The sequence below is a fragment of the Thioalkalivibrio sp. ALE17 genome (genome assembly GCF_000425605.1).
In the GTDB taxonomy this organism is placed as follows: domain Bacteria; phylum Pseudomonadota; class Gammaproteobacteria; order Ectothiorhodospirales; family Ectothiorhodospiraceae; genus Thioalkalivibrio.
In genome coordinates, this window is sequence record NZ_AUDT01000004.1 from 81555 (window position 1) to 101182 (window position 19628).

At 67.7% G+C, this 19628-nt stretch carries 16 protein-coding genes; 11 read left to right on the forward strand and 5 right to left on the reverse strand.

The annotated features are described in order from the left end of the window. Window positions 1-56: 56 nt before the first annotated feature. The 4 genes from H609_RS0105145 (at window position 57) to H609_RS0105160 (ending at window position 3678) form a co-directional block, all read left to right on the forward strand. Complete coding sequence (locus H609_RS0105145) at window positions 57-1559, forward strand: DUF1538 domain-containing protein (RefSeq protein WP_018875385.1); 1503 nt, start codon at window positions 57-59, stop codon at window positions 1557-1559. Window positions 1560-1563: 4 nt separating this feature from the next. Then, window positions 1564-1911, forward strand: a complete 348-nt coding sequence (locus tag H609_RS0105150) for a hypothetical protein (RefSeq protein WP_018875386.1) — start codon at window positions 1564-1566, stop codon at window positions 1909-1911. 11 nt (window positions 1912-1922) lie between these two features. Continuing rightward, window positions 1923-2315 carry a CBS domain-containing protein gene (locus H609_RS0105155; RefSeq protein WP_018145798.1) on the forward strand — a complete coding sequence of 131 codons (393 nt, stop codon included), beginning with the start codon at window positions 1923-1925 and terminating at the stop codon, window positions 2313-2315. A gap of 88 nt (window positions 2316-2403) precedes the next feature. Next, entirely contained in the window at window positions 2404-3678 is a 1275-nt protein-coding gene (locus H609_RS0105160) for a diguanylate cyclase (RefSeq protein ID WP_018875387.1), read from the forward strand. Between the two features lie 134 nt (window positions 3679-3812). Here the strand turns inward: H609_RS0105160 and H609_RS0105165 are convergent, their stop codons facing one another. Continuing rightward, window positions 3813-4574 (reverse strand): class I SAM-dependent methyltransferase, encoded by a 762-nt coding sequence (locus tag H609_RS0105165; protein ID WP_018867422.1) that lies wholly within the window; start codon window positions 4572-4574, stop codon window positions 3813-3815. A 181-nt stretch (window positions 4575-4755) separates the two neighbouring features. Between H609_RS0105165 and H609_RS0105170 the strand changes: the two genes are divergently transcribed. The 5 genes from H609_RS0105170 to H609_RS0105190 all read left to right on the forward strand — a co-directional run bounded on the left by H609_RS0105170 (window position 4756) and on the right by H609_RS0105190 (window position 10714). After that, the gene (locus H609_RS0105170; RefSeq protein ID WP_028484461.1) at window positions 4756-6099 is read left to right on the forward strand and encodes a phosphomannomutase/phosphoglucomutase; all 1344 of its coding nucleotides are present in this window, start codon (window positions 4756-4758) and stop codon (window positions 6097-6099) included. 5 nt (window positions 6100-6104) lie between these two features. After that, complete coding sequence (locus tag H609_RS0105175; RefSeq protein ID WP_028484462.1) at window positions 6105-7535, forward strand: mannose-1-phosphate guanylyltransferase/mannose-6-phosphate isomerase; 1431 nt, start codon at window positions 6105-6107, stop codon at window positions 7533-7535. Window positions 7536-7621: 86 nt separating this feature from the next. Continuing rightward, complete coding sequence (gene gmd / locus H609_RS0105180) at window positions 7622-8707, forward strand: GDP-mannose 4,6-dehydratase (RefSeq protein ID WP_018879037.1); 1086 nt, start codon at window positions 7622-7624, stop codon at window positions 8705-8707. Beyond that, window positions 8700-9665, forward strand: coding sequence for a GDP-L-fucose synthase (locus H609_RS0105185; RefSeq protein WP_018877742.1), 966 nt, complete (start codon window positions 8700-8702; stop codon window positions 9663-9665). Before gmd ends, H609_RS0105185 begins: the two co-directional genes overlap by 8 nt. Continuing rightward, window positions 9662-10714 (forward strand): glycosyltransferase family 10 domain-containing protein, encoded by a 1053-nt coding sequence (locus tag H609_RS0105190; protein WP_028484463.1) that lies wholly within the window; start codon window positions 9662-9664, stop codon window positions 10712-10714. The genes H609_RS0105185 and H609_RS0105190 overlap by 4 nt, the downstream gene beginning before the upstream one ends. Before the next feature lie 200 nt (window positions 10715-10914). Here H609_RS0105190 and H609_RS0105195 read toward each other — a convergent pair whose 3' ends face one another. Further along, window positions 10915-14058, reverse strand: coding sequence for an error-prone DNA polymerase (locus tag H609_RS0105195; RefSeq protein ID WP_028484464.1), 3144 nt, complete (start codon window positions 14056-14058; stop codon window positions 10915-10917). Window positions 14059-14187: 129 nt separating this feature from the next. Between H609_RS0105195 and H609_RS0105200 the strand changes: the two genes are divergently transcribed. Further along, window positions 14188-14730, forward strand: coding sequence for a cyclin-dependent kinase inhibitor 3 family protein (locus tag H609_RS0105200; RefSeq protein WP_028484465.1), 543 nt, complete (start codon window positions 14188-14190; stop codon window positions 14728-14730). A gap of 15 nt (window positions 14731-14745) precedes the next feature. On the opposite strand, the gene H609_RS0105205 is transcribed toward H609_RS0105200, so the two are convergent. The 3 genes from H609_RS0105205 to H609_RS0105215 are packed head-to-tail and all read right to left on the reverse strand — an operon-like array spanning window position 14746 to window position 17738. Then, the gene (locus tag H609_RS0105205; protein ID WP_028484466.1) at window positions 14746-16002 is read right to left on the reverse strand and encodes an FAD-binding domain-containing protein; all 1257 of its coding nucleotides are present in this window, start codon (window positions 16000-16002) and stop codon (window positions 14746-14748) included. Beyond that, window positions 15999-16958, reverse strand: coding sequence for an NAD(P)/FAD-dependent oxidoreductase (locus H609_RS0105210; RefSeq protein WP_028484467.1), 960 nt, complete (start codon window positions 16956-16958; stop codon window positions 15999-16001). The genes H609_RS0105205 and H609_RS0105210 overlap by 4 nt, the downstream gene beginning before the upstream one ends. A 6-nt stretch (window positions 16959-16964) precedes the next feature. Continuing rightward, window positions 16965-17738, reverse strand: coding sequence for an SDR family NAD(P)-dependent oxidoreductase (locus H609_RS0105215; protein ID WP_018875397.1), 774 nt, complete (start codon window positions 17736-17738; stop codon window positions 16965-16967). A gap of 216 nt (window positions 17739-17954) precedes the next feature. Between H609_RS0105215 and H609_RS0105220 the strand changes: the two genes are divergently transcribed. Then, window positions 17955-19526 carry a deoxyribodipyrimidine photo-lyase gene (locus H609_RS0105220; protein WP_028484468.1) on the forward strand — a complete coding sequence of 524 codons (1572 nt, stop codon included), beginning with the start codon at window positions 17955-17957 and terminating at the stop codon, window positions 19524-19526. Window positions 19527-19628: the final 102 nt, after the last annotated feature.

The following is a 19628-nucleotide window of genomic DNA, read 5'->3' on the forward strand; positions in this document are numbered from 1 at the left end:
CCTGCGACCGCCAGGCGGGGAATTGATTCCGGGGTCATATCCCGGGAAGGGAGCGCATGAACTTTCTCCACACCCTGGGTCACGCGGCGCGCAATCTCGCGCCCATCGTGATCGTGGTGGCGGTGTTCCAGGCGCTGGTGCTGCGTACGGTGCCGGATGGCCTGCTGTCCATGGTGGTCGGGCTGGCCATCGTGGTCTTTGGCGTGGCGCTGTTCCTGCAGGGGCTGGAGATGGGGATCTTCCCCATCGGCAAGAACCTTTCCAACGCGCTGGCCCGGCGGGGTTCGTTGCTGCTGCTGATGGCGTTCGGCTTCACCCTCGGCTTTGCCACGGTGATTGCGGAGCCGGCCCTGATCGCGGTCGCGGAGCAGGCGGAGCTGATCAGCGAGGGGCGGATCGAGGGAATCGTGCTGCGCCTGATCGTCGCATTGTCGGTCGGGGCCGTGGTGGCGCTGGGGATCCTGCGCACGGTGCTGGGCCACCCGCTGCACTGGTACATCCTGACCGGCTACGTGCTCGTGGTGCTGGTCACCTTCTTTGCCCCGGAAGAGATTGTCGGTCTGGCCTACGACTCCGGCGGGGTGACCACGAACATCGTGACCGTGCCCCTGGTGGCGGCTTTGGGTTTGGGGCTGGCCGCCTCGATCAGCGGGCGGAATCCGCTGCGTGACGGGTTCGGGCTGGTGGCGCTGGCCGTGATGGTGCCGATGATCACCGTGCAGCTCTACGGCATCATCGTGTTCACCGGCGCCGATATCGGGGCGCCGACCAACGCCGAGACCGCCGCGATGGATCCGGACACGGATCTGCCGGGGGCCGAGGGTCACTGGCTGGCCACGATGGGCATGGACCTGCTGCTGATGCTGCGCGACGTGGCGCCGATCATCGCGGTGATCGTGGTGTTCCAGTATTTCGTGCTGCGCAAGCGCATCCCGTATCTGCCGCGGGTGATCTTCGGTTTCGTGCTGGTGGTGCTGGGCCTGTACGCCTTCGTGGTCGGGCTCAAGCTGGGACTGTTCCCGATCGGCGAGAGCATGGCCGAGCAGCTGATCACCAACGAGCTGTTCCTGTGGGTTTATCTGTTCGCGTTCTCCATCGGTTTTGCCACCACGATGGCGGAACCGGCCCTGATCGCGATCGGCCAGAAGGCGGAGGAGGCGGCGCGCGGCTCCCTGCGCGGCGATGTGATCCGCATCCTGGTGGCGCTGGGCGTGGCCATCGGTATCACTATCGGGGTGCACCGGATCCTGGCGGGCGATTCCATCCACCACTACATCATGGGCGGCTACCTGCTGGTGATCGTGCTGACCATCCTCGCGCCGAAGCAGATCGTGGCGCTGGCCTTCGACCTGGGCGGCGTGACCACCTCGGAGGTGACCGTACCCCTGGTGACGGCACTGGGGATTGGTCTCGCGACGCACCTGGAGGACCGCAACGTCCTGATCGACGGCTTCGGCCTGATCGCGTTTGCGTCCATCTTTCCCATCGTCACGGTGATGCTCTACGCGATCGCCGTGGATCTGTACGAACGCTGGTTCACGCGTAACCAGGAGGAGTAGCGCAATGAGATTTTCCGCACTGGTGGCCGTCCTCTCGGATGACCTGGAGGAACAGGCAATCGCCACGGCCAAGGAGGCCGGCGCGGGTGGAGTAACCATCATGGACGCGCGCGGCATCGGGGCCGAGGCGCGCAAGACCTTCCTCGGCATGACCTACGAGGGGAGTCAGTCGGTCCTGTTGTGGGTACTGGAAAAGAAGGTGGCCCTGGGCGTGCTCAAATGCATCTCCAGGGAACTCGATCTGGCGAACGATCCGCGCGGGATTGCCTTTACGGTGGATCTTGCCCACCTGGCCGGTATCGGGCGCAACCAGATCGAGCAGTTCCAGGAACAGGTCAAGGAAGAACTCTGACGGAGACGATTATGCTGGTAAGCGAGATTCTCAGACCCAACGTGGTGACCGTGTCCCCCCTGGCGCCGTTGCGCGAGGCCATGCAGTTGATGCGCAAGCATGGCGTGAAGTCCCTGGTGGTGGAGAAGCAGCACGCCCACGATGCCTACGGCATCATCACCTACACCACGATCCTGAAGACGATCGTGGCGGAGGAGGGCGATATTGACCTCTCGAACGTCTATGATGTCTGCACCAAGCCGGTGATCACGGTGCCCGCCGAGATGGACGTGAAATATGTGGCGCGGTTGATGGTGAGCCAGGGGATCCGGCGGCTGGTCGTGCTCAAGGGCAACGAGCTTGAGGGCATCGTGACCACCAGCGACATCGTCGGCTCGATCCTCGAGATGGCCGATATGGACTGAACCCCGCTTTCGCGGACGAGTCCGATTCCTCGGCCGTATACTTCGCGGGGCCCGTCCCCGCGCCCATTCGTTTCCGGAAGGCCGTGCCATGCCGCCCATGTCGTTCATCGAGGGGTTCGAGAAACTCCGCCTTCTGGATGCGGCCATCGAACAGTCGCACAACTCGGTGGTCATCACCGATGCCGATCTGGATGCAGGCCCGCGGATCGTCTATGTGAATGCCGGTTTCGAGCACATGACCGGCTACGATCGCGACGAGGCCCTGGGCCAGACCCCGCGCATGCTGCAGGGCCCGGCCACCTCGCGCGCGGTGCTGGACCGGATGCGGGGTGCCCTGGCCAGCGGGGAGTGTTTCGATGGCGAGGCCATCAACTACCGCAAGGACGGTTCCTGGTACCGGGTTCGCTGGCACATCTCGCCGGTGTATGCGGAGGATGACGACCGCCGGGTGACCCACTTCGTGTCGGTGCAGCAGGACATCACGGACGAACGGCGCCGCGATGACGAGATCCGGCTGCTGTCCACCGCGCTGGAGGTATCCGCGGACCCGGTCCTGATTACCGACCCCGAGGGCACCATCACCTACGTGAATGCGGCCTTCGAGGAACAGACCGGTTACAGCCGCAACGAGGCACTGGGGCAGACTCCGCGCATCCTGAAATCCGGCCAGCAGGATGCCGATTTCTATCGCGAGATGTGGGACACGCTGAAGCGGGGGGATGCCTTTCGCGGCGAGTTCGTGAATCGGCGCCGGGATGGCTCCCTGATGCACATGGAGCAGAGCATCAGCCCGGTCACCAATGCCGGCGGCGAAGTAACCCACTACGTGTCGATTGGCAAGGACGTGACCGATCGCGTGCGCATGGAAGACGAGATCCGGCGGCTGGCGCACACCGACTGGCTGACGGGTCTGGCCAATCGTCTGAGTCTCGGCGATACCCTCGAGGCGGAGATGGAGCGCAGCCGACGCTACGGGCGTCCGTTGTCCCTGATCATGTTCGATATCGACCGCTTCAAGGACTTCAACGACGACTACGGCCACGAGACCGGGGACGAGGTGCTCAAGCGCCTCGCGGAAACCGTCCGCGGCGCCCTGCGCGAGGCGGATTCCCTCGGTCGCTGGGGCGGGGAGGAGTTCATGGTGGTGGTGCCCGAGACGCCCGGCGCCGGGGCCGCGGCGATGGCGGAAAAACTGCGCAAGGCGGTGGCCGCAATGGAAACACCCTGCCCGATCTCGGTGACGGCCAGTTTCGGTGTCAGCGAGATGCGCCCGGGCGATACGCCGAAGACGCTGGCCCGTCGGGTGGACGAGGCGATGTACCAGGCCAAGGAGTCGGGTCGGAACCGCGTCGTGCTGCTCTGAGCCGAGCACTCAAACCCGACACACCCCGAGCCAGCAAAAAGGGCCGACCCGAATGGGCCGGCCCTTTCGATTTCAGGGGCAATTTCAGAGACGATTTGCGGGGCGCGGCGTCGCGCCCCGGCCGCGCCCGCGGGCTACGCGCGGCGGCGCAGGACCCAGATCTCCAGCAGCGCCCAGTCTTCGCCCGGGTAGTTCTCCTGTTCCAGCGGCGACAGCCGGCGGTGCCGGCTGGCGGTGCTGCCCACGAACTCCAGGTGTTCCAGCAGCAGGCGCTTGGTGGCGTCGGCCTTTTCCAGCGCGAAGGGGTTCAGGAAGTTGACGAGCATATAGCCCTCGCGCGGGGTCTCGGCGAAGGAGCGCACCAGCTTCTCGATGGCCGGCGGGTCGAGGTAGACCAGCGACGCGGTGGAGATCACGATATCGGCGTCGGCCATGGCCTTTTCGATCGCGGCCTGGGTCTCCGGCGCCGGCTGGTTCAGATCGGCCTCGAAGGTCTCGTCGAACAGCCCGGCGCTCTTGCCGTAGGCCAGGGCATTGCCGGAGATATCGATCCCGGTGGTCTTCATCGGCAGGCGGCGCGGCGCGGCGACGGTCTTGCAGGCCTGTTCGTCGGCCCAGTTGGCGCGGATCGCCTCGACATCCATGTTGTGGATGGCGGCCATGGTGGTGTTGCCGAAGCAGCAGCACAGGTCCACGTAGTTCAGGGTCTTGCCGGCGGCCGCCTGCTTCTCGGCCCAGGGGAGGATCAGCCGGTCGAAGGTTTGCCGGTTGAAGTCGTCGGAGATGTAGTCGAGCGCGTCGATGATGCGCTCCTTGAACGGTACCGGCGTCTCGGCGACGTAGATGTCGTCGAAATGCTGTTTCTTCTCCTCGGTCTTCACTTGCGGCTCACTCATCGGCTTTTCCTCGTTTGATAAACCCACCATGTTCGGGGGCATGCGCGCGGAACGTCAAGTAACGCTACTGACGCCGGTGATGCTGGCAGGGCCTCGCGCGGCGTTCCGGCTATGTATCATGAAGGAATACGCGGGAAGGCTTGCGCGCCGTTGTCGCGAAAAATGCGGAAAAGGGACGTGAATGAAGATCGACTGTTTCAAGGCCTATGACGTACGCGGGCGGGTGCCGGATCAGCTCAACCCGGAGGTGGTAAGGGCCATCGGGCGTGCGTTTGCCGAGGAGATTCGGCCGGGGCGAACCGTGGTCGGCCACGATATTCGCCTGTCCAGCCCGGAACTGGCGCGGGCGCTGATCGAGGGCTTGACCGCGGGCGGTAGCGACGTGGCGGACATCGGTCTGTGCGGCACGGAGGAGGTCTACTTCGCAACGGCGCACTACGGCGCCGGTGGCGGGATCATGGTTACGGCCAGCCACAACCCGCTGGACTACAACGGCCTGAAACTGGTGCGCAGCGAGGCGCGCCCGATCAGTGGCGACTCGGGCCTGCAGGCGATTCGTCACCGGGCCGAGCGGGGGGATTTCCGGCCCATGCCCAATGGGCAGATCCGGCATCTGGACCACCGGGGCGACTACGTGGCGCGGCTGCTGGCCTCGATCCAGCGCGAGGCCCTGCCGCCCCTGAAGATCGTGGTCAATCCAGGCAACGGCGGCGCGGGCCCAGTGCTGGAGGCGCTGGAGCCGCATCTGCCGTTCGAGCTGATCCGGGTCAATTTCGAGCCGGACGGTCGATTTCCCAATGGCATCCCGAACCCGCTACTGCCGGAGAACCGCGCCGCCACCGCCAATGCGGTGCGGACTCATGGCGCGGATCTGGGCGTGGCCTGGGACGGGGACTTCGACCGCTGTTTCCTGTTCGACGCCCAGGGGAACTTCATCGAGGGGTACTACATCGTCGGCCTGCTCGCGGAGGCCTGCCTGGACGGCCATGCCGGCGAGCGTATCGTCCATGATCCGCGCCTGACCTGGAACACCATCGAGATGGTGCGCGCCGCGGGCGGCGAGCCGATCCAGTCGAAGACCGGGCATGCCTTCATGAAAGAGCGGTTGCGCCTGGAGGACGCCATCTACGGTGGCGAGATGAGCGCGCACCACTATTTCCGCGATTTCTACTACTGCGATACCGGCATGCTGCCGTGGCTGCGAGTGGCCGAGCTGATGGGGCGGCGTGAACAGTCCCTGGGCGAGATGGTCGCCGAGCGCATGGCCCGCTACCCCTGCAGCGGCGAGTTGAACTTCGAGGTGGAGGACGCCGCCGCGGCCAGCGAGCGCGTGCTGCAGGCCTACGCCGGGCAGGGCGGGGAGGAGGATCACACCGACGGCGTCAGCCTGGAATTCGCCGACTGGCGGTTCAACCTGCGCAGCTCGAATACCGAACCGCTGCTGCGCCTGAACGTGGAGACCCGCGCGGACCCGGCCCTGCTGGAGCGCCGCGTGGACGAGATTTCCCGCCTGATACGGGGTTAAGGACGATGGAACAGACGCAAAGCCGGATCGAACTGCAACCGGTGATCCTGGCCGGCGGCTCGGGCACCCGCCTGTGGCCGGTATCCCGCAGCCATTATCCGAAACAGTTCCTGCCCCTGACCGGGGAACAGACCCTGCTGCAGCAGACCGCCCAGCGACTGGACGGTCTGGGCGCGGCCCCGCCGCTGGTGCTGGCCAATGTCGAGCACCGTTTCCTGGCGGCCGAACAACTGCGCGCGGCGGGCGTACAGCAGGCACGCATCCTGCTGGAGCCCGAGGGCCGCAATACCGCCCCGGCGATCGCGCTGGCGGCATTGCAGGCGCGGTCCGAGGGGCGCGATCCGCTGCTCCTGGTGTTGGCGGCGGATCACCACATCGGCGATCCCGAGGCCTTCCGGGACGCGGTGGTGCGGGCGATGGCGCTGGCCGAGGCGGGGCATCTCGTGACCTTCGGGATCGTGCCCACGGCGCCGGAGACCGGCTATGGCTATATCCAGCAGGGTGAGGCACTGGGCGCGGATGGCGCGCGCGTCGCCCGCTTCGTGGAAAAGCCGGACGCGACCACGGCCCGCGAGTACATCGAGCGCGGCGATTACCTCTGGAACAGCGGGATGTTCGTGTTTCGGGCGTCGCAGTATCTGGAAGAACTGGAACGTTTCGAACCCGTCATCGTGTCTGCTTGCCGGAGCGCCCTGGAGAACGCGCGGGAAGACCTCGACTTCCTCCGGGTGGACCCCGACGCGTTTGCGGCGGCCCCCCATATCTCGGTCGACTACGCCGTGATGGAGCGGACCGAGCACGCCGCCGTCACGCCGCTGGCGGCTGGCTGGAGTGATATCGGCTCGTGGTCGGCCCTGGCGGGGGTGCGGGGCGTGGACGAGCAGGGCAACACCCTGCGCGGGGACTGCCTGCTGGAAGACAGCGAGGGCTGCGTGGTGGATGCCGATGGTCTGCTGGTCGCGGGCATCGGGGTGCGCAATCTGGCGGTAGTGGCCACCCGCGACGCCGTGCTGGTGGCCGACCGCGACCGGGTGCAGGACGTCAAGCGCATCGTCGAACGCCTGCAGGCGGCCGACCGTAGCGAGCACGTGGACCACACCGTGGTGTACCGGCCCTGGGGCTGCTATGAATCCATCGATACCGGGTCGCGCTATCAGGTCAAGCGCATCACCGTGAATCCCGGCGCGCGCCTGTCGCTGCAGATGCATCACCACCGGGCGGAACACTGGGTGGTCGTCAGCGGTACCGCGCGCGTCACCAACGGCGAACAGAACTACCTGGTCACCGAGAACGAGTCGACCTTCATCCCGATCGGGCAGGTGCACTGCCTGGAGAATCCCGGCGCGCTGCCGCTGGAGCTGATCGAGGTGCAGTCCGGCAGTTATCTGGGCGAGGACGACATCGTGCGCCTGGAGGACGTCTACGGGCGCGCCTGAAGCACGTGCCGCCGGGGGCGGGAATGGTATGATCCCGCGTTTTGGGCGGGGCGTGGGGCGCACGCCGCCCGGCAGCGGGAGTCGATATGGCCAAAGTGGCATTGATCACCGGGATCACCGGACAGGACGGGGCCTACCTGGCCGAGTTCCTGCTGGACAAGGGCTACGAGGTACACGGCATCAAGCGTCGTTCCTCGCTGTTCAATACCGATCGCATCGACCACCTGTATCAGGACCCGCACGAGAGCGATCGCCGCTTCATCCTCCACCACGGCGATCTGACCGACTCCACCTGCCTGATCCGCATCATCCAGCAGGTGCAGCCGGACGAGATCTACAACCTGGCCGCGCAGTCGCACGTGGCGGTCTCCTTCGAGGAGCCGGAATACACCGCCAACTCGGATGCCCTGGGCACCCTGCGCCTGCTGGAGGCGATCCGCATCCTCGGCATGGAGCAGACCACGCGCTTCTACCAGGCGAGCACCTCGGAGCTCTATGGCAAGGTGCAGGCCACGCCGCAGGACGAAACCACCCCGTTTTACCCGCGCAGCCCCTATGCGGTGGCCAAGCTGTATGCCTACTGGATTGTGGTCAACTACCGCGAGGCCTACGGCATGTACGCCTGCAACGGCATCCTGTTCAACCACGAATCCCCGGTGCGCGGCGAGACCTTCGTCACCCGCAAGATCACCCGCGCCCTCGCACGCATCAAACTCGGGCTGCAGGAGCGGCTGTACCTCGGCAACCTGGACGCAAAGCGCGACTGGGGCCATGCCCGCGACTACGTCGAGATGCAGTGGCTGATGCTGCAGCAGGACACCCCGGACGACTACGTGATCGCCACTGGCGAACAGCACAGCGTACGCGACTTCGTCGACGCCGCGGCCCATGAGCTGGGCATGCGCATCGAATGGCGCGGCGAGGGCGTGGACGAGCAGGGCTTTGACGACAAGGGCCGCTGCATTGTGTCGGTGGACCCGCGCTATTTCCGGCCCACCGAGGTCGAGACCCTGCTGGGGGATGCCAGCAAGGCCAGGCGCGAGCTGGGCTGGGAACCGCGCATCCGCTTCGAGGAACTGGTGGCCGAGATGGTGCGCGAAGACCTCAGAAGCGCCGAACGCGACGAGCTGGTGCGCGACCACGGCTACCGCACCCTGAGCCGCCATGAGTAAGCCGCAGCGCGTCTTCGTCGCCGGGCATCGGGGGATGGTGGGCAGCGCCATCTGCCGCCAGCTCGAGGACTGGCCGGGCGTGGAGCTGCTGACCCGCACCCACGCCGAGCTCGATCTGACCGATCAGGCCGCGGTGGAGGCGTTCATGCGCGTGGAACGCCCGGACCAGGTCTATCTGGCGGCGGCTAAGGTGGGCGGGATTCACGCCAACAACACCTATCCGGCCGAGTTCATCCGCGACAACCTGGCGATCCAGACCAACGTAATTCACGCCGCCCACGGCGCCGGCGTGCGGCGGCTGCTGTTTCTCGGCTCCAGCTGCATCTACCCGCGCGAGGCCCCGCAGCCGATCGCGGAGGCCGCCCTGCTGACCGGGCCGCTGGAGCCGACCAACGAGCCCTACGCCATCGCCAAGATCGCGGGCATCAAGCTGTGCGAGAGCTACAACCGGCAGTACGGCACGGACTATCGCTCGGTCATGCCGACCAACCTCTACGGCCCGGGCGACAACTACCACCCGGAGAACAGCCACGTGATCCCCGGGCTGATCCGGCGCTTTCACGAGGCGAAACAGGCCGGCGCCGATTACGTGACCGTCTGGGGCAGCGGGACCCCGCGCCGCGAGTTCCTGCATGTGGATGACATGGCGGGGGCCTGCGTGCACGTGATGAACCTCGACCAGACCACGTACGCGGAGCACACCGAGCCGATGCTGAGCCACATCAACGTGGGCACGGGCGAGGATCTGACCATTGCCGAACTGGCGCAGCGGGTGGCCGGCGTGGTCGGCTTCCGGGGCGAGCTGCGCTTTGACCGCTCGAAGCCGGATGGCACCCCGCGCAAGCAGCTGGATGTGTCGCGCCTCGCGGCGCTGGGCTGGAAGGCCCGCATCGGGCTCGACGAAGGGCTGGCCGGGGCCTATGCCGAGTTCCTGGAACACGGCGGAGCCAACCGGTGAGCGATTCGCCGACGGACCGGATCCGGGTCAAGTTCCTGTCGACGATGCGCGAGGCGATCTGGCGTCACCAGTTGCCGGACGGCGAGGCGCGCTGGGGGCGTTGCGAGTTCACCTTCGACCCGCAGGCCACCGAGTACGACTGGCTGGTGGTGTACGACGAATTCCCGTCCAACACCGGGCGCAACCGGCATTACAGCGAACGCCTCGCCTGTGGCGCCGAGCGCACCCTGCTGGTGACCATGGAGCCGCCCTCGATCAAGTCCTACGGCCGGCGCTTTACGCGCCAGTTCGGCCGGGTACTGACCTCGCACCCGGAATGGGCGCTCAAGCACCGGCGGCGCATCCATTCCCAGCAGGGGATGATCTGGTACTACGGCTTCGGCAGCCAGGGTGAACGGCCGTACAACGACATGCGGGCACACCCGCCGCTGGAAAAGAGCCGCGACATTGCCACCATGTGCTCGGCCAAGCGCCAGCGGCACACCCTGCATCGGCGGCGCTACGACTTCACCTGGGCACTGAAGGCCCAACTGCCCGAGCTGGAAATCTTCGGCAAGGGCGTGCAGCCGCTGGATGACAAGGCCGAGTGCCTGGATGCCTATCGCTATCACGTCGCGGTGGAGAACTACGTGGGGCCGCATCACTGGACCGAGAAGCTGGCGGACGCCTTCCTCGGCGCCACGCTGCCGTTCTACTACGGCGCGCCGAATGCCGCGGACTACTTCCCGCCGGAGAGCTTCATTGCCATCGACATCGACGATGTCGAAGGGACGGCCGAGCGCATTCGCCGCGCGATCCGCGACAACGAGTACGAACAGCGGCTGCCGCATATCCTCGAGGCCCGGCGTCGCGTGCTGGAGGAGTACAACCAGTTCGCCGTCGTCGCGCGCATCATCGAGGCCGCGCACGACACCGAACCGGCCGGGCCGACCGGCCAGTGGATCCACTCGCGCCGGGCCCTGCGCCGCCGCGACCCGCTGGCCGCCCTGGAGGGCGCCTGGGAAAAACTCACCCAGCGCATCGGCCACCTCTCCGGCCGCGCTGGCTGAGGTATTTCGCGGGCCAGGGACAACAGGCCGAGAGATCACGCCTGTCCAACCAGGGCCGTTTCGCGTGATCGATTCAGCGATGCATCCCGGGAATTCTCGGTGGACTCCGTGTGCTCTGTGGTTTTCCTTCGTGCCTTCGTGAGCTTCGTGGTGAATAAGGCCCTGGCCCTTTAGTCGCTGCGCCAATGACGAATGCCGGTTCAGCCGAAGTCGCGGGAGCGGGTGGTCAGCTCGCCCAGCCAGGCGCTGCGGTCGATCAGGCGCTGCACGATCAGGTGGCCGACCCCCTCGCTGTACTGCCATTCCCCGTGGGCCTCCAGCAGGCGGCCGTGCAGGACCTCGGCGCGAAAGCGCTCCACCCGGTCCGGCCAGACGATCAGGTTCAGCGTGCCGCTCTCGTCCTCCAGGGTCAGGAACACCGTGCCGTTGGCCGAGCCGGGCCGCTGGCGGGTAATGACGATGCCGGCATAGCGGGCGCCCGGGTGCCCGGGGCGCTCCAGTAGCCGGGCGGCGGTGGGTAAACGTCTTTGCTCCAGGAACGGGCGCATCAGCGCCAGCGGGTGCGGGCCCAGGCTCAGCCCGGTGGTGGCGTAGTCCTGCACCAGGTCGTCCACCGCATCCGGGCGCGGCAGCAGCGGGGTCACGTCGGCCTCGCGCACCGTCTCGGCCGGGGCGTCGGCGAACAGGGGCAGGGGTTCCTCCACCGCCTCGGTCGCCCAGCGCGCCTGATGGCGGTTGCCGGCCAGGCCCCTCAGGGCGTCGGCGCGGGCCAGGCGGTTGGCCTGGGCGCGGGTCAGGGCGGCGCGGGCGACCAGATCCGGCACGTCCGCGAAAGGCCGTTCGGCGCGCGCGGCGACGACGCGCTCGGCCACGGCCCGCGCGAGCCCGCCAACCCGGTTCAGGCCCAGGCGCAGCGCCAGCGCGTCGCTCCCGGCCACCGGCTCCACCGTGCAGTCCCAGTCACTGCAGCGCACGTCCACCGGCCGTACCTCCACGCCGTGGCGGCGGGCGTCGGCGACGATCTGTGCCGGGGCGTAGAAGCCCATCGGCTGGCTGTTCAGCAGCGCGCAGGCAAAGATCGCCGGTTCGTGGCACTTGAGCCAGGACGAGACATAGGTGATCAGCGCAAAGCTGGCCGAGTGCGACTCGGGAAAGCCGTACTCGCCAAAGCCGAGGATCTGCTTGTACAGCTGCTCGGCGAACCTCTCCGGATAGCCGCGTTGCCGCATCCCGTCCATCAGGCGCTCGCGGTAGCGTGCGAGCTGGCCGGTGCGCCGCCAGGCCCCGATCGCGCGGCGCAGCCCGTCCGCCTCGCCGGCGGAGAAGCCTGCAGCGACCATCGCCAGCTCGATCACCTGCTCCTGGAAGATCGGCACGCCCAGGGTGCGCCCGAGTACGCGCTGGATCTCGGCATTCGGATAGCGCACCCGCTCCGGGTGGGCACGGCGCTTCAGATACGGGTGCACCATCTCGCCCTGGATCGGACCGGGACGCACGATGGCGATCTCGATCACCAGGTCGTAGAAGTTCGCCGGTTTCAGGCGCGGCAGCATGCTCATCTGCGCGCGCGACTCGATCTGGAATACGCCCAGGGTGTCGGCCTTCTGCAGCATGCGGTAGACCGCCGGGTCCTCGGCGGGGATGTCGGCCAGGCCCCAGTCGCGTCCCCGGTGGCGCGCCATCAGCTCCAGCGCGCGGCGCACGCAGGAGAGCATGCCCAGCGCCAGCACGTCGATCTTCAACAGCCCCACCGCGTCGAGATCGTCCTTGTCCCACTGGATCACCGAGCGCTCCGGCATCGCCGCGTTCTCGATCGGCACCAGCTCGTCCAGCCGGCCCTCGGCGATCACGAAGCCGCCGGTGTGCTGCGACAGGTGGCGGGGGAAGCCCAGCAGCTCGGCGGTCAGCGCCTGCCACTGTCGGGCCAGGGCACCATCCGGGTCCAGCCCGACCTCGCGCAGGCGCTCGGCAGGGATGCCGTCGTCCCACCAGGCGAGGTTGGCGGTCAGCGCATCCAGCCGCGCGCGCGAGATGCCCAGGGCGCGGCCGACGTCGCGCAGGGCGCTGCGCCGGCGGTAGCGGATCACCGTGCAGGCCAGCGCCGCGCGCTCGCGGCCGTAGCGCTGGTAGATGTACTGAATCACCTCCTCGCGGCGCTCGTGCTCGAAGTCGACATCGATATCCGGCGGCTCGCCACGCTCGGCGGAGATGAAGCGCTCGAACAGCATGCTGGAGCGCGAGGGGTTTACCGCCGTGATCCCGAGCGCATAACAAACGGCGGAATTCGCCGCCGAGCCGCGCCCCTGGCACAGGATCCCGCGGCCGCGGGCAAAGCGCACGATGTCGTAGACCGTCAGGAAGTAGGGCTCGTAGCCAAGCTGCGCAATGATCCCGAGCTCGCGCTCGATCTGCTCGGACACCTTCGGCGGGATGCCGTCGGGCCAGCGCCCGCGCGCGCCCTTCAGGGTCTCCTCGCGCAGGTAGGCGGCCGGGCTCGTGTCCCGGGGCAGGGGATCGGTCGGGTAGCGGTAGGTGACCGCATCCAGCGAGAAGTCGCAGTCCTGTGCGATCCGCACACTGGCTGCGAGCCAGGCGGCGGGATACAGCGTGGCCAGGTCGTCGCGCGGGCGCAGGCAGCGCTCGCCGTTGGGGAAGCGCGCCGGGGCCGCCTCGGCAACCGTGGTGCGCAGGCGCAGCGCGGTCAGCACGTCCTGCAGGGCACGCCGGCCGCGAGCGTGCATGTGCACATCGCCGCAGGCGACGATCGGGAGCCCCGTCGTGTCGGCGAGCTGCCGTGCGCGGGTCGCGAGCGGGGCATCCTCCGGCGTGCGCAACTGGCTGACTGCCAGATGGGCCTGGTCCGGCACGGCCCACCCGGCCAGCCAGCGGGCCGTTTCGGCGAGCGTCGGCTCCGCGATCTCGGGCTCGATGCGCAGCAGGACGTGCCAGCCGGTACGGGCCTCGGCGGGCAGGGCGTCGAGGTCCGCTTGCGTCAGGTGGTAGTGCCCCTTGTCCGCCGCCCCGCGCGCCCGGGTGATCAGACGGCACAGCGCGGCATAGCCCGCCGCATTACGCACCAGCAGGGTCAGGGCGGGGCCGTGTGTCAGCCGGAAGGTCGCCCCCAGGATCAGGTGCAACCCGCAGTCCTTCGCCGCCGCGTGGGCGCGGACCACGCCGGCCAGCGAGGCGGTATCGGTCAGCGCCAGCGCGCGATAGCCCAGCGCCTGGGCCCGCTCGACCAGCTCCTCCGGGTGCGAGGCCCCGCGCAGGAACGAGAAGTTGCTGACGCTCGTCAACTCGGCATACGCCGGGCTTGCGGGCTGAGGGGGCGGGGTGTCTTCCATATGCTGTATATAAAAACAGTACAGCGGCGCACGCAAGAAACCGGGCCCGCGCGGAGGGTCCCGGAATGCACCTCACCGCCTGCAGTGGCGCTACACTGAGGGGACATTCCCGACGCGCTGGAGCGCCTTGTGAACCCGCCACGCACCGATTCGCTCGTTCTCGATATCGGCAGTGTTCCGCTTCCCGAGGGCGGGGCCATTGGCATGACCCGCTGCCCCGGAAAACGCCCGAATGAACGGGTCTGCGGGCCGCGGGATGTTCAGGCCGATCTTGCGGCTCTGAGGGATTGGGGCGCAGGCGTGGTCGTGACCCTGAATCAGGACGATGAACTGACGAGCCTTGGCCTGCCTGATCTCGGGAAGACGGTGCAGGCGATGGGCATGCACTGGCTGCACCTGCCGATCGGCGACATGGCCACCCCGGACCGTCCCTGGGAAGCGGGCTGGCGGGACGTCGGTCCCCGGGTCCACCAGTGGTTGCGATCCGGCGAACGCGTCGTTTTCCACTGTGGTGGCGGCCAGGGCCGCGCGGGGACCATCGCGGCCCTTACGCTCATTGAACGCGGATACACGCCGGACGAGGCCATTCAGACGGTGCGCAAGGCCCGCCCCGGTGCGATCGAGAGCCCCGACCAGGAGCGCTACCTGCTGAATCGACCGCTCCCCACTTGATCGGACTGCCTGGCGTTACAGGCCGTTCCGGGCGAGCAGTTCCGGGATCTGGCGCTTGAACCGGAAGAATCCGTGGGTGGCATGGGGCCAGGCGAGGTCGTCCCACATCCGGCGCAGCGGAATGACCTCGATTCCGTCTTCCGCCAGCTCGTGAGCAATGACATCCAGGGCGTCGGCCAGGGGCCCGACAGGCGCCTCCGGTGTGGCGATGGTAGTCACGCCGGCGGCGGCACACTGCGACCGCAGGGTCTCCGCATGGAGTTGCGGGAGAACGGTTGCGGGCTGCTGCAGGCTCTCCCCCGCGCGCCGCGCCGCATCCTCGGCTAGCGTGTCTACCCAGTGGCCAGTCGCGGCCCCAAAGGGCCAGGGCATGTCAGGGTGGCCGCGCCGGGCGACGGCGATTGCCGCCACGTCGGTCTCCTCCGGCAATACTTCCTGACCGCTGAAGTCGTCGCCATGCAACAGGAGGAGCACGCGCCGGCCGCGCGGCAGGGTTCGCGGGCCCGGGAGGGCGCCAGCAGCAGGCGGACTCTCGTCGCGGATAGCGGGCGCTTCGGACGCCAGACCCTGCGGACCGAACCGATTGTCGGTAAACCGGGCAATATTGTCGGTCGTTGCGAGGTAGGTCTTGCCCGGCGTCTGGATGCCCGCGACCCAGCGCCAGCCCAGGGTGTTGGAGGCAGGGTCGGCATCGAGCAGATGGCGCAGGAAGAAGTCCGCCCCCAACGTCCACGGCAGCCTCAGAGTGAAGATCCAGATCGACGCAAACCACATGCGCGCATGGTTGTGCAGATACCCGGTTGCGACCAGTTCGCGGGCCCATTGGTCGAATCCGTCGACTCCGCTGCGCCCGGCCTCGGCCGCGGCGACGGCCTCGCGCAGGCCATCGTCTTCGGCGAGGCGTGCCCGATCGCTGTCGCGTTCTGCCACGAAGGCACGCCAGACGCGGGGGCGCATCTGCAGCCACCCTTTCCAGTAGGTACGCCAGAAGACTTCCTGGATAAACTTCTCGGCCGCCTCGGGCGAATGCCGGGCCAGGACCCGTGCGATCACCTCGTGTTCGCTAATGATCCGGTGGCGGATGTAGGGCGAAAGCAGCGATACGTTGTCGCGTCCACCGGGCCCGGGATCGCGGTTGCGCTGGGCCGCATAGTGACGCCCCGCGCGGGGGACAAAATCCGACAGCCGCTCCAGGGCGGCCGCCCGTGACGGCGGGAAAAGGGCGGCGCGTTCGTCTGGTGGGTCGCCGTCGGTGTCGACGAGGCCGGTCATGGGGTGCCCCTGTGCAGGGCGGGAAGGTTCTCGAGGACCGCGTCCGCTAGGGCCTGGCCGCTGTCGAATGCCGACTCGACGCGCGGTCCCAGGGCCCAGTCCCCGCAGGCGCCCAGGCGCTGCCCGGCGTCCCAGAGGCAGGGGCGGCCGGCGGCCTGCTCGACTCGCGCGTACAGCCACCGGTGGACCTGATGCTGGAGCAGGCGGCCGGAGCCGAGCAGGGGCCGCAGGGCGCTCAGTAGCGGATGGGCCAGTTGATCCGGGTCTTCCTGGATGTGCTCGCGGGACCAGTCGGGGCCAGCGTGGGCCACGAGGGCCTCGGATTCCGCATCTCGGCCAGGTTTGGTGCCGTTCCGGGCAACCCATGCCAGTGGTTGCCCGGACAATTCGCGCGACGTTTCGTGCAGGTCGGTCCGGCCTTCGACGGCGGCCATCAATGCAATGCAGGGGGCATAGCGAACGCCCGCGAGCTCCGCAAACCCCGTCTCGGCGGTGGCCGCCAGCTCTGCGGCCTGCGGTGCGGGCAGGGCGAGCAGGACTGCGTCGAACGGGCCCTCAAGGCCGGCATGTTCAGGCACCGACTCGATCTGTAGATACCAGACCCCGCCTGAACGTCGAAGGCCGTCGACTCGGGAGTTGCGCCGCACCTCCAGGGGTGCAGCCAGGGCACCGGCCGGGGCCGTCATGTCGGTGTGGCCCACAAGCCTGTCGGCTCCCCATTCCGCCACCACACCCTGCGCTTGCCAGGCCTGTACCTGACGGCGAAAGCCTGCCCCACGAGCAGTGAAATACTGGGCCCCGTGATCGAAGCTCAGGCCATCCGTGCGCCGCGTCGCCATGCGTCCGCCGAGGCCCCGGCTCTTCTCCAGCACGAGACAGTCATGACCGGCATCGTGCAGCCGCCGGGCGGCTGCGAGCCCGGAGATCCCGGCACCAATGATCGCGATGCGTGCCACAACCCTTCAGCCGCCTGTCGGGACCATTGGGCGCACGCGGGAGAACCCGCCGTCCACCGACAGGACCTGGCCGGTGACCCATCCGGCCTCGTCGGACAACAACCATGTGACAGCCCGCGCGAGGTCTTCCGCCTGCCCGTAACGCTGCAGCGGATACTGCGCCACGATCTGTGCCTCGGCACGCGGGGAGGCAAACAACCGTTCGGTGGCGCCCGTCCGTGTCAGCCCGGGTGCAATCCCGTTAACCCGGATGCCGTGGCCGGCGTAGGTCGCGGCAGCGGCCGGGACCAGGCTGGCGATCGCACCCTTGGCCATCGCAATCGCCTCGTGATTGGACACGCCGATCTGAGCAACGACCGAGCTGAACAGAACGGCGCTGCCGCGGGGTTCGTCCGTCTGGAGTCGGGCCTTCACCCAGGCGCGCAAAGTGTAAAAGGCGCTGTCCTGGTTGGCCGCCATGCAGTCGCGATACTGCGCCTCTGTGGTTCGGTGCAACGGGGCCAGCAGCGCGCTGCCGGCACAGTGAGCGAGTCGCGTGGGGGGCTCGCCGAAATGTTCGGAGGCCCGGACCACGGCCGCATCCGCGCCTTCAGCGGTACTGACATCCGCGGCGATCGTACAGGCCTCGAGGTCATTCGGAAGCTGCCCGCGAAGGGCTTCCAGCCCCTCGGCGTTGCGCGAGACAAGAGCGACCCGGTCATATGCGGGATCGAGGGATCGCAACAGCGCGCTTGCCACCCCGCCGGTTGCGCCGGTCACCAGGACTGTCCGTTTCGTCATCGCGCGTGGCTCCTTCGGGCTACTTACATGGGGCAAGACAAAGCGTTCGTCCCGTCTCCGGAGGGCAAGTTCAACAGGGACCTTCGAGCCGCCCCTGAGCGGGTTGTCGCTTTGCCCCGCACGAACCCCGAGCGCCGCCGGGTGTCCGCACTGGGAAGACCGGGCCGCGGCTTCCATGCAGGCCCGCCCAGCCCCACCTTGCGGAGTCCGTGACAGATGCCCAAGCCCGTCCACCTCGTATGGTTCAAGCGCGATCTGCGCGTCGATGATCACGGCCCGCTTCATCACGCCGCACAGGCGGGACCCATACTGCCGCTGTACATTGTGGAGCCCGGCTACTGGGAGCTGCCGGATACGAGCCGGCGCCATTGGGATTTCATCCGGGCCAGCCTCCTGGAACTGGATCAGGCCTTGTCCGATCTTGGTCGGTCCCTCGTCGTGCGCGAGGGCTCTGCGGTGGAGGTGCTCCAGCAGCTACTCGACGAGATCCCGGTTGCAGCCGTGTACAGCCATCAGGAAACCGGGAATCGCTGGACCTATGACCGTGATCGTGCGGTCGCACGCCTGCTGCGCGATGGCGGTGTCCCGTGGCGCGAGTATCGTCAGCATGGGGTCGTGCGCGGGCTGCGCAACCGCGATGGCTGGGCGTCCCAGTGGGAGGATTTGATGCGTGAACGCCCCTTTGGCGCACCTGGGGCTTTGGCTGCTGGACCCGCGGTGGCCGGCGGGGTCGACCGCCTGCCGCAGGCTCCGGCGGGTGTTGCGGCCGACGCCGCGATCGATCTGCAGTCCCCGGGATTGCAAGCCGGGCGCCGCGTTGTGCGCGATTTCCTGCGCGAGCGCGCAGAGCACTATGCCGGTGGTATCAGCAGCCCCGCGCGGGCCTGGACCGCCAGTTCGCGGCTGAGCCCGCATCTGGCTTACGGCACGGTTTCGTTGCGCCGCGTGCTGCAGGCCTCGCGCGAACGTCAGAGGGAGGTGGGCGCGCCGCGCGGCCTGGATCGCCGGCAGGCTGCATGGAAGAGGTCGCTGCGCCAGTTCGAGGAGCGGTTGCACTGGCACTGCCACTTCATGCAGAAGCTGGAAGATGCCCCGGACATCGAGTTCCAGAACCTGCATCGTGCTTGCGATGGACTGCGTGAAGACGCCTTTGATGAGCACCGTTTTCGTGCCTGGCAAGACGGCCTCACGGGATACCCCCTGGTCGATGCGTGCATGCGCGCCTTGCGCGATCACGGCTGGATCAACTTCCGTATGCGCGCGATGGTCGTCGCGTTCGCCTCATATCACCTCTGGCTCCACTGGCGCCGGCCCGCGCAGCATCTGGCACGCATGTTCACGGACTACGAGCCCGGCATCCACTATAGCCAGATGCAGATGCAGTCGGGAACGACGGGTATCAACGCCCTGCGCATCTACAACCCGGTGAAGCAATCGCTGGATCAGGATCCGGACGGCGTGTTTATTCGGCAATGGGTACCGGAACTGGCGCGAGTACCGGGCGACTGGATTCACCAGCCCTGGAAGATGACAGAGGGCCTGCAGCGTGAATCCGGTTGCCGCATTGGCCACGACTATCCGCTGCCGGTGGTGGATCACGAGCACGCGGCGCGGCTGGCACGTGAACGCTTCAAGTCGGTGCGCGGGACCGGGGCTTCCCGTCAGGAGACGGCCGGTATCCACCAGCGCCATGGCAGCCGGCGCCGCCCTTCTGCGCGTACCCCGGGCCGGACGAGGCAGGCGCGTACGCGGGATCAGATGGACCTGTTCCCGGACCCGGATCCGTGAGCGGCTTCCGGGGTACGGCTTCGGTGCTCGTCGAACAGCGCGGCTGTCCTGCATGTGTACGCGGTAGAGTAGGGCGTTACGGCCGGCTCGGTAGGGCGGGCT

Excerpts from the sequence above, each read along its gene's own strand:
- H609_RS0105175 (WP_028484462.1), top strand. The coding sequence starts at position 6,105 with ATGGAACAGACGCAAAGCCGGATCGAACTGCAACCGGTGATCCTGGCC.
- H609_RS0105185 (WP_018877742.1), top strand. The coding sequence starts at position 8,700 with ATGAGTAAGCCGCAGCGCGTCTTCGTCGCCGGGCATCGGGGGATGGTG.
- H609_RS0105220 (WP_028484468.1), top strand. The coding sequence starts at position 17,955 with ATGCCCAAGCCCGTCCACCTCGTATGGTTCAAGCGCGATCTGCGCGTC.
- H609_RS0105145 (WP_018875385.1), top strand. The coding sequence starts at position 57 with ATGAACTTTCTCCACACCCTGGGTCACGCGGCGCGCAATCTCGCGCCC.
- H609_RS0105205 (WP_028484466.1), bottom strand. The coding sequence starts at position 16,002 with ATGACCGGCCTCGTCGACACCGACGGCGACCCACCAGACGAACGCGCC.
- H609_RS0105160 (WP_018875387.1), top strand. The coding sequence starts at position 2,404 with ATGCCGCCCATGTCGTTCATCGAGGGGTTCGAGAAACTCCGCCTTCTG.
- H609_RS0105215 (WP_018875397.1), bottom strand. The coding sequence starts at position 17,738 with ATGACGAAACGGACAGTCCTGGTGACCGGCGCAACCGGCGGGGTGGCA.
- gmd (WP_018879037.1), top strand. The coding sequence starts at position 7,622 with ATGGCCAAAGTGGCATTGATCACCGGGATCACCGGACAGGACGGGGCC.
- H609_RS0105165 (WP_018867422.1), bottom strand. The coding sequence starts at position 4,574 with ATGAGTGAGCCGCAAGTGAAGACCGAGGAGAAGAAACAGCATTTCGAC.
- H609_RS0105155 (WP_018145798.1), top strand. The coding sequence starts at position 1,923 with ATGCTGGTAAGCGAGATTCTCAGACCCAACGTGGTGACCGTGTCCCCC.
- H609_RS0105150 (WP_018875386.1), top strand. The coding sequence starts at position 1,564 with ATGAGATTTTCCGCACTGGTGGCCGTCCTCTCGGATGACCTGGAGGAA.
- H609_RS0105195 (WP_028484464.1), bottom strand. The coding sequence starts at position 14,058 with ATGGAAGACACCCCGCCCCCTCAGCCCGCAAGCCCGGCGTATGCCGAG.
- H609_RS0105170 (WP_028484461.1), top strand. The coding sequence starts at position 4,756 with ATGAAGATCGACTGTTTCAAGGCCTATGACGTACGCGGGCGGGTGCCG.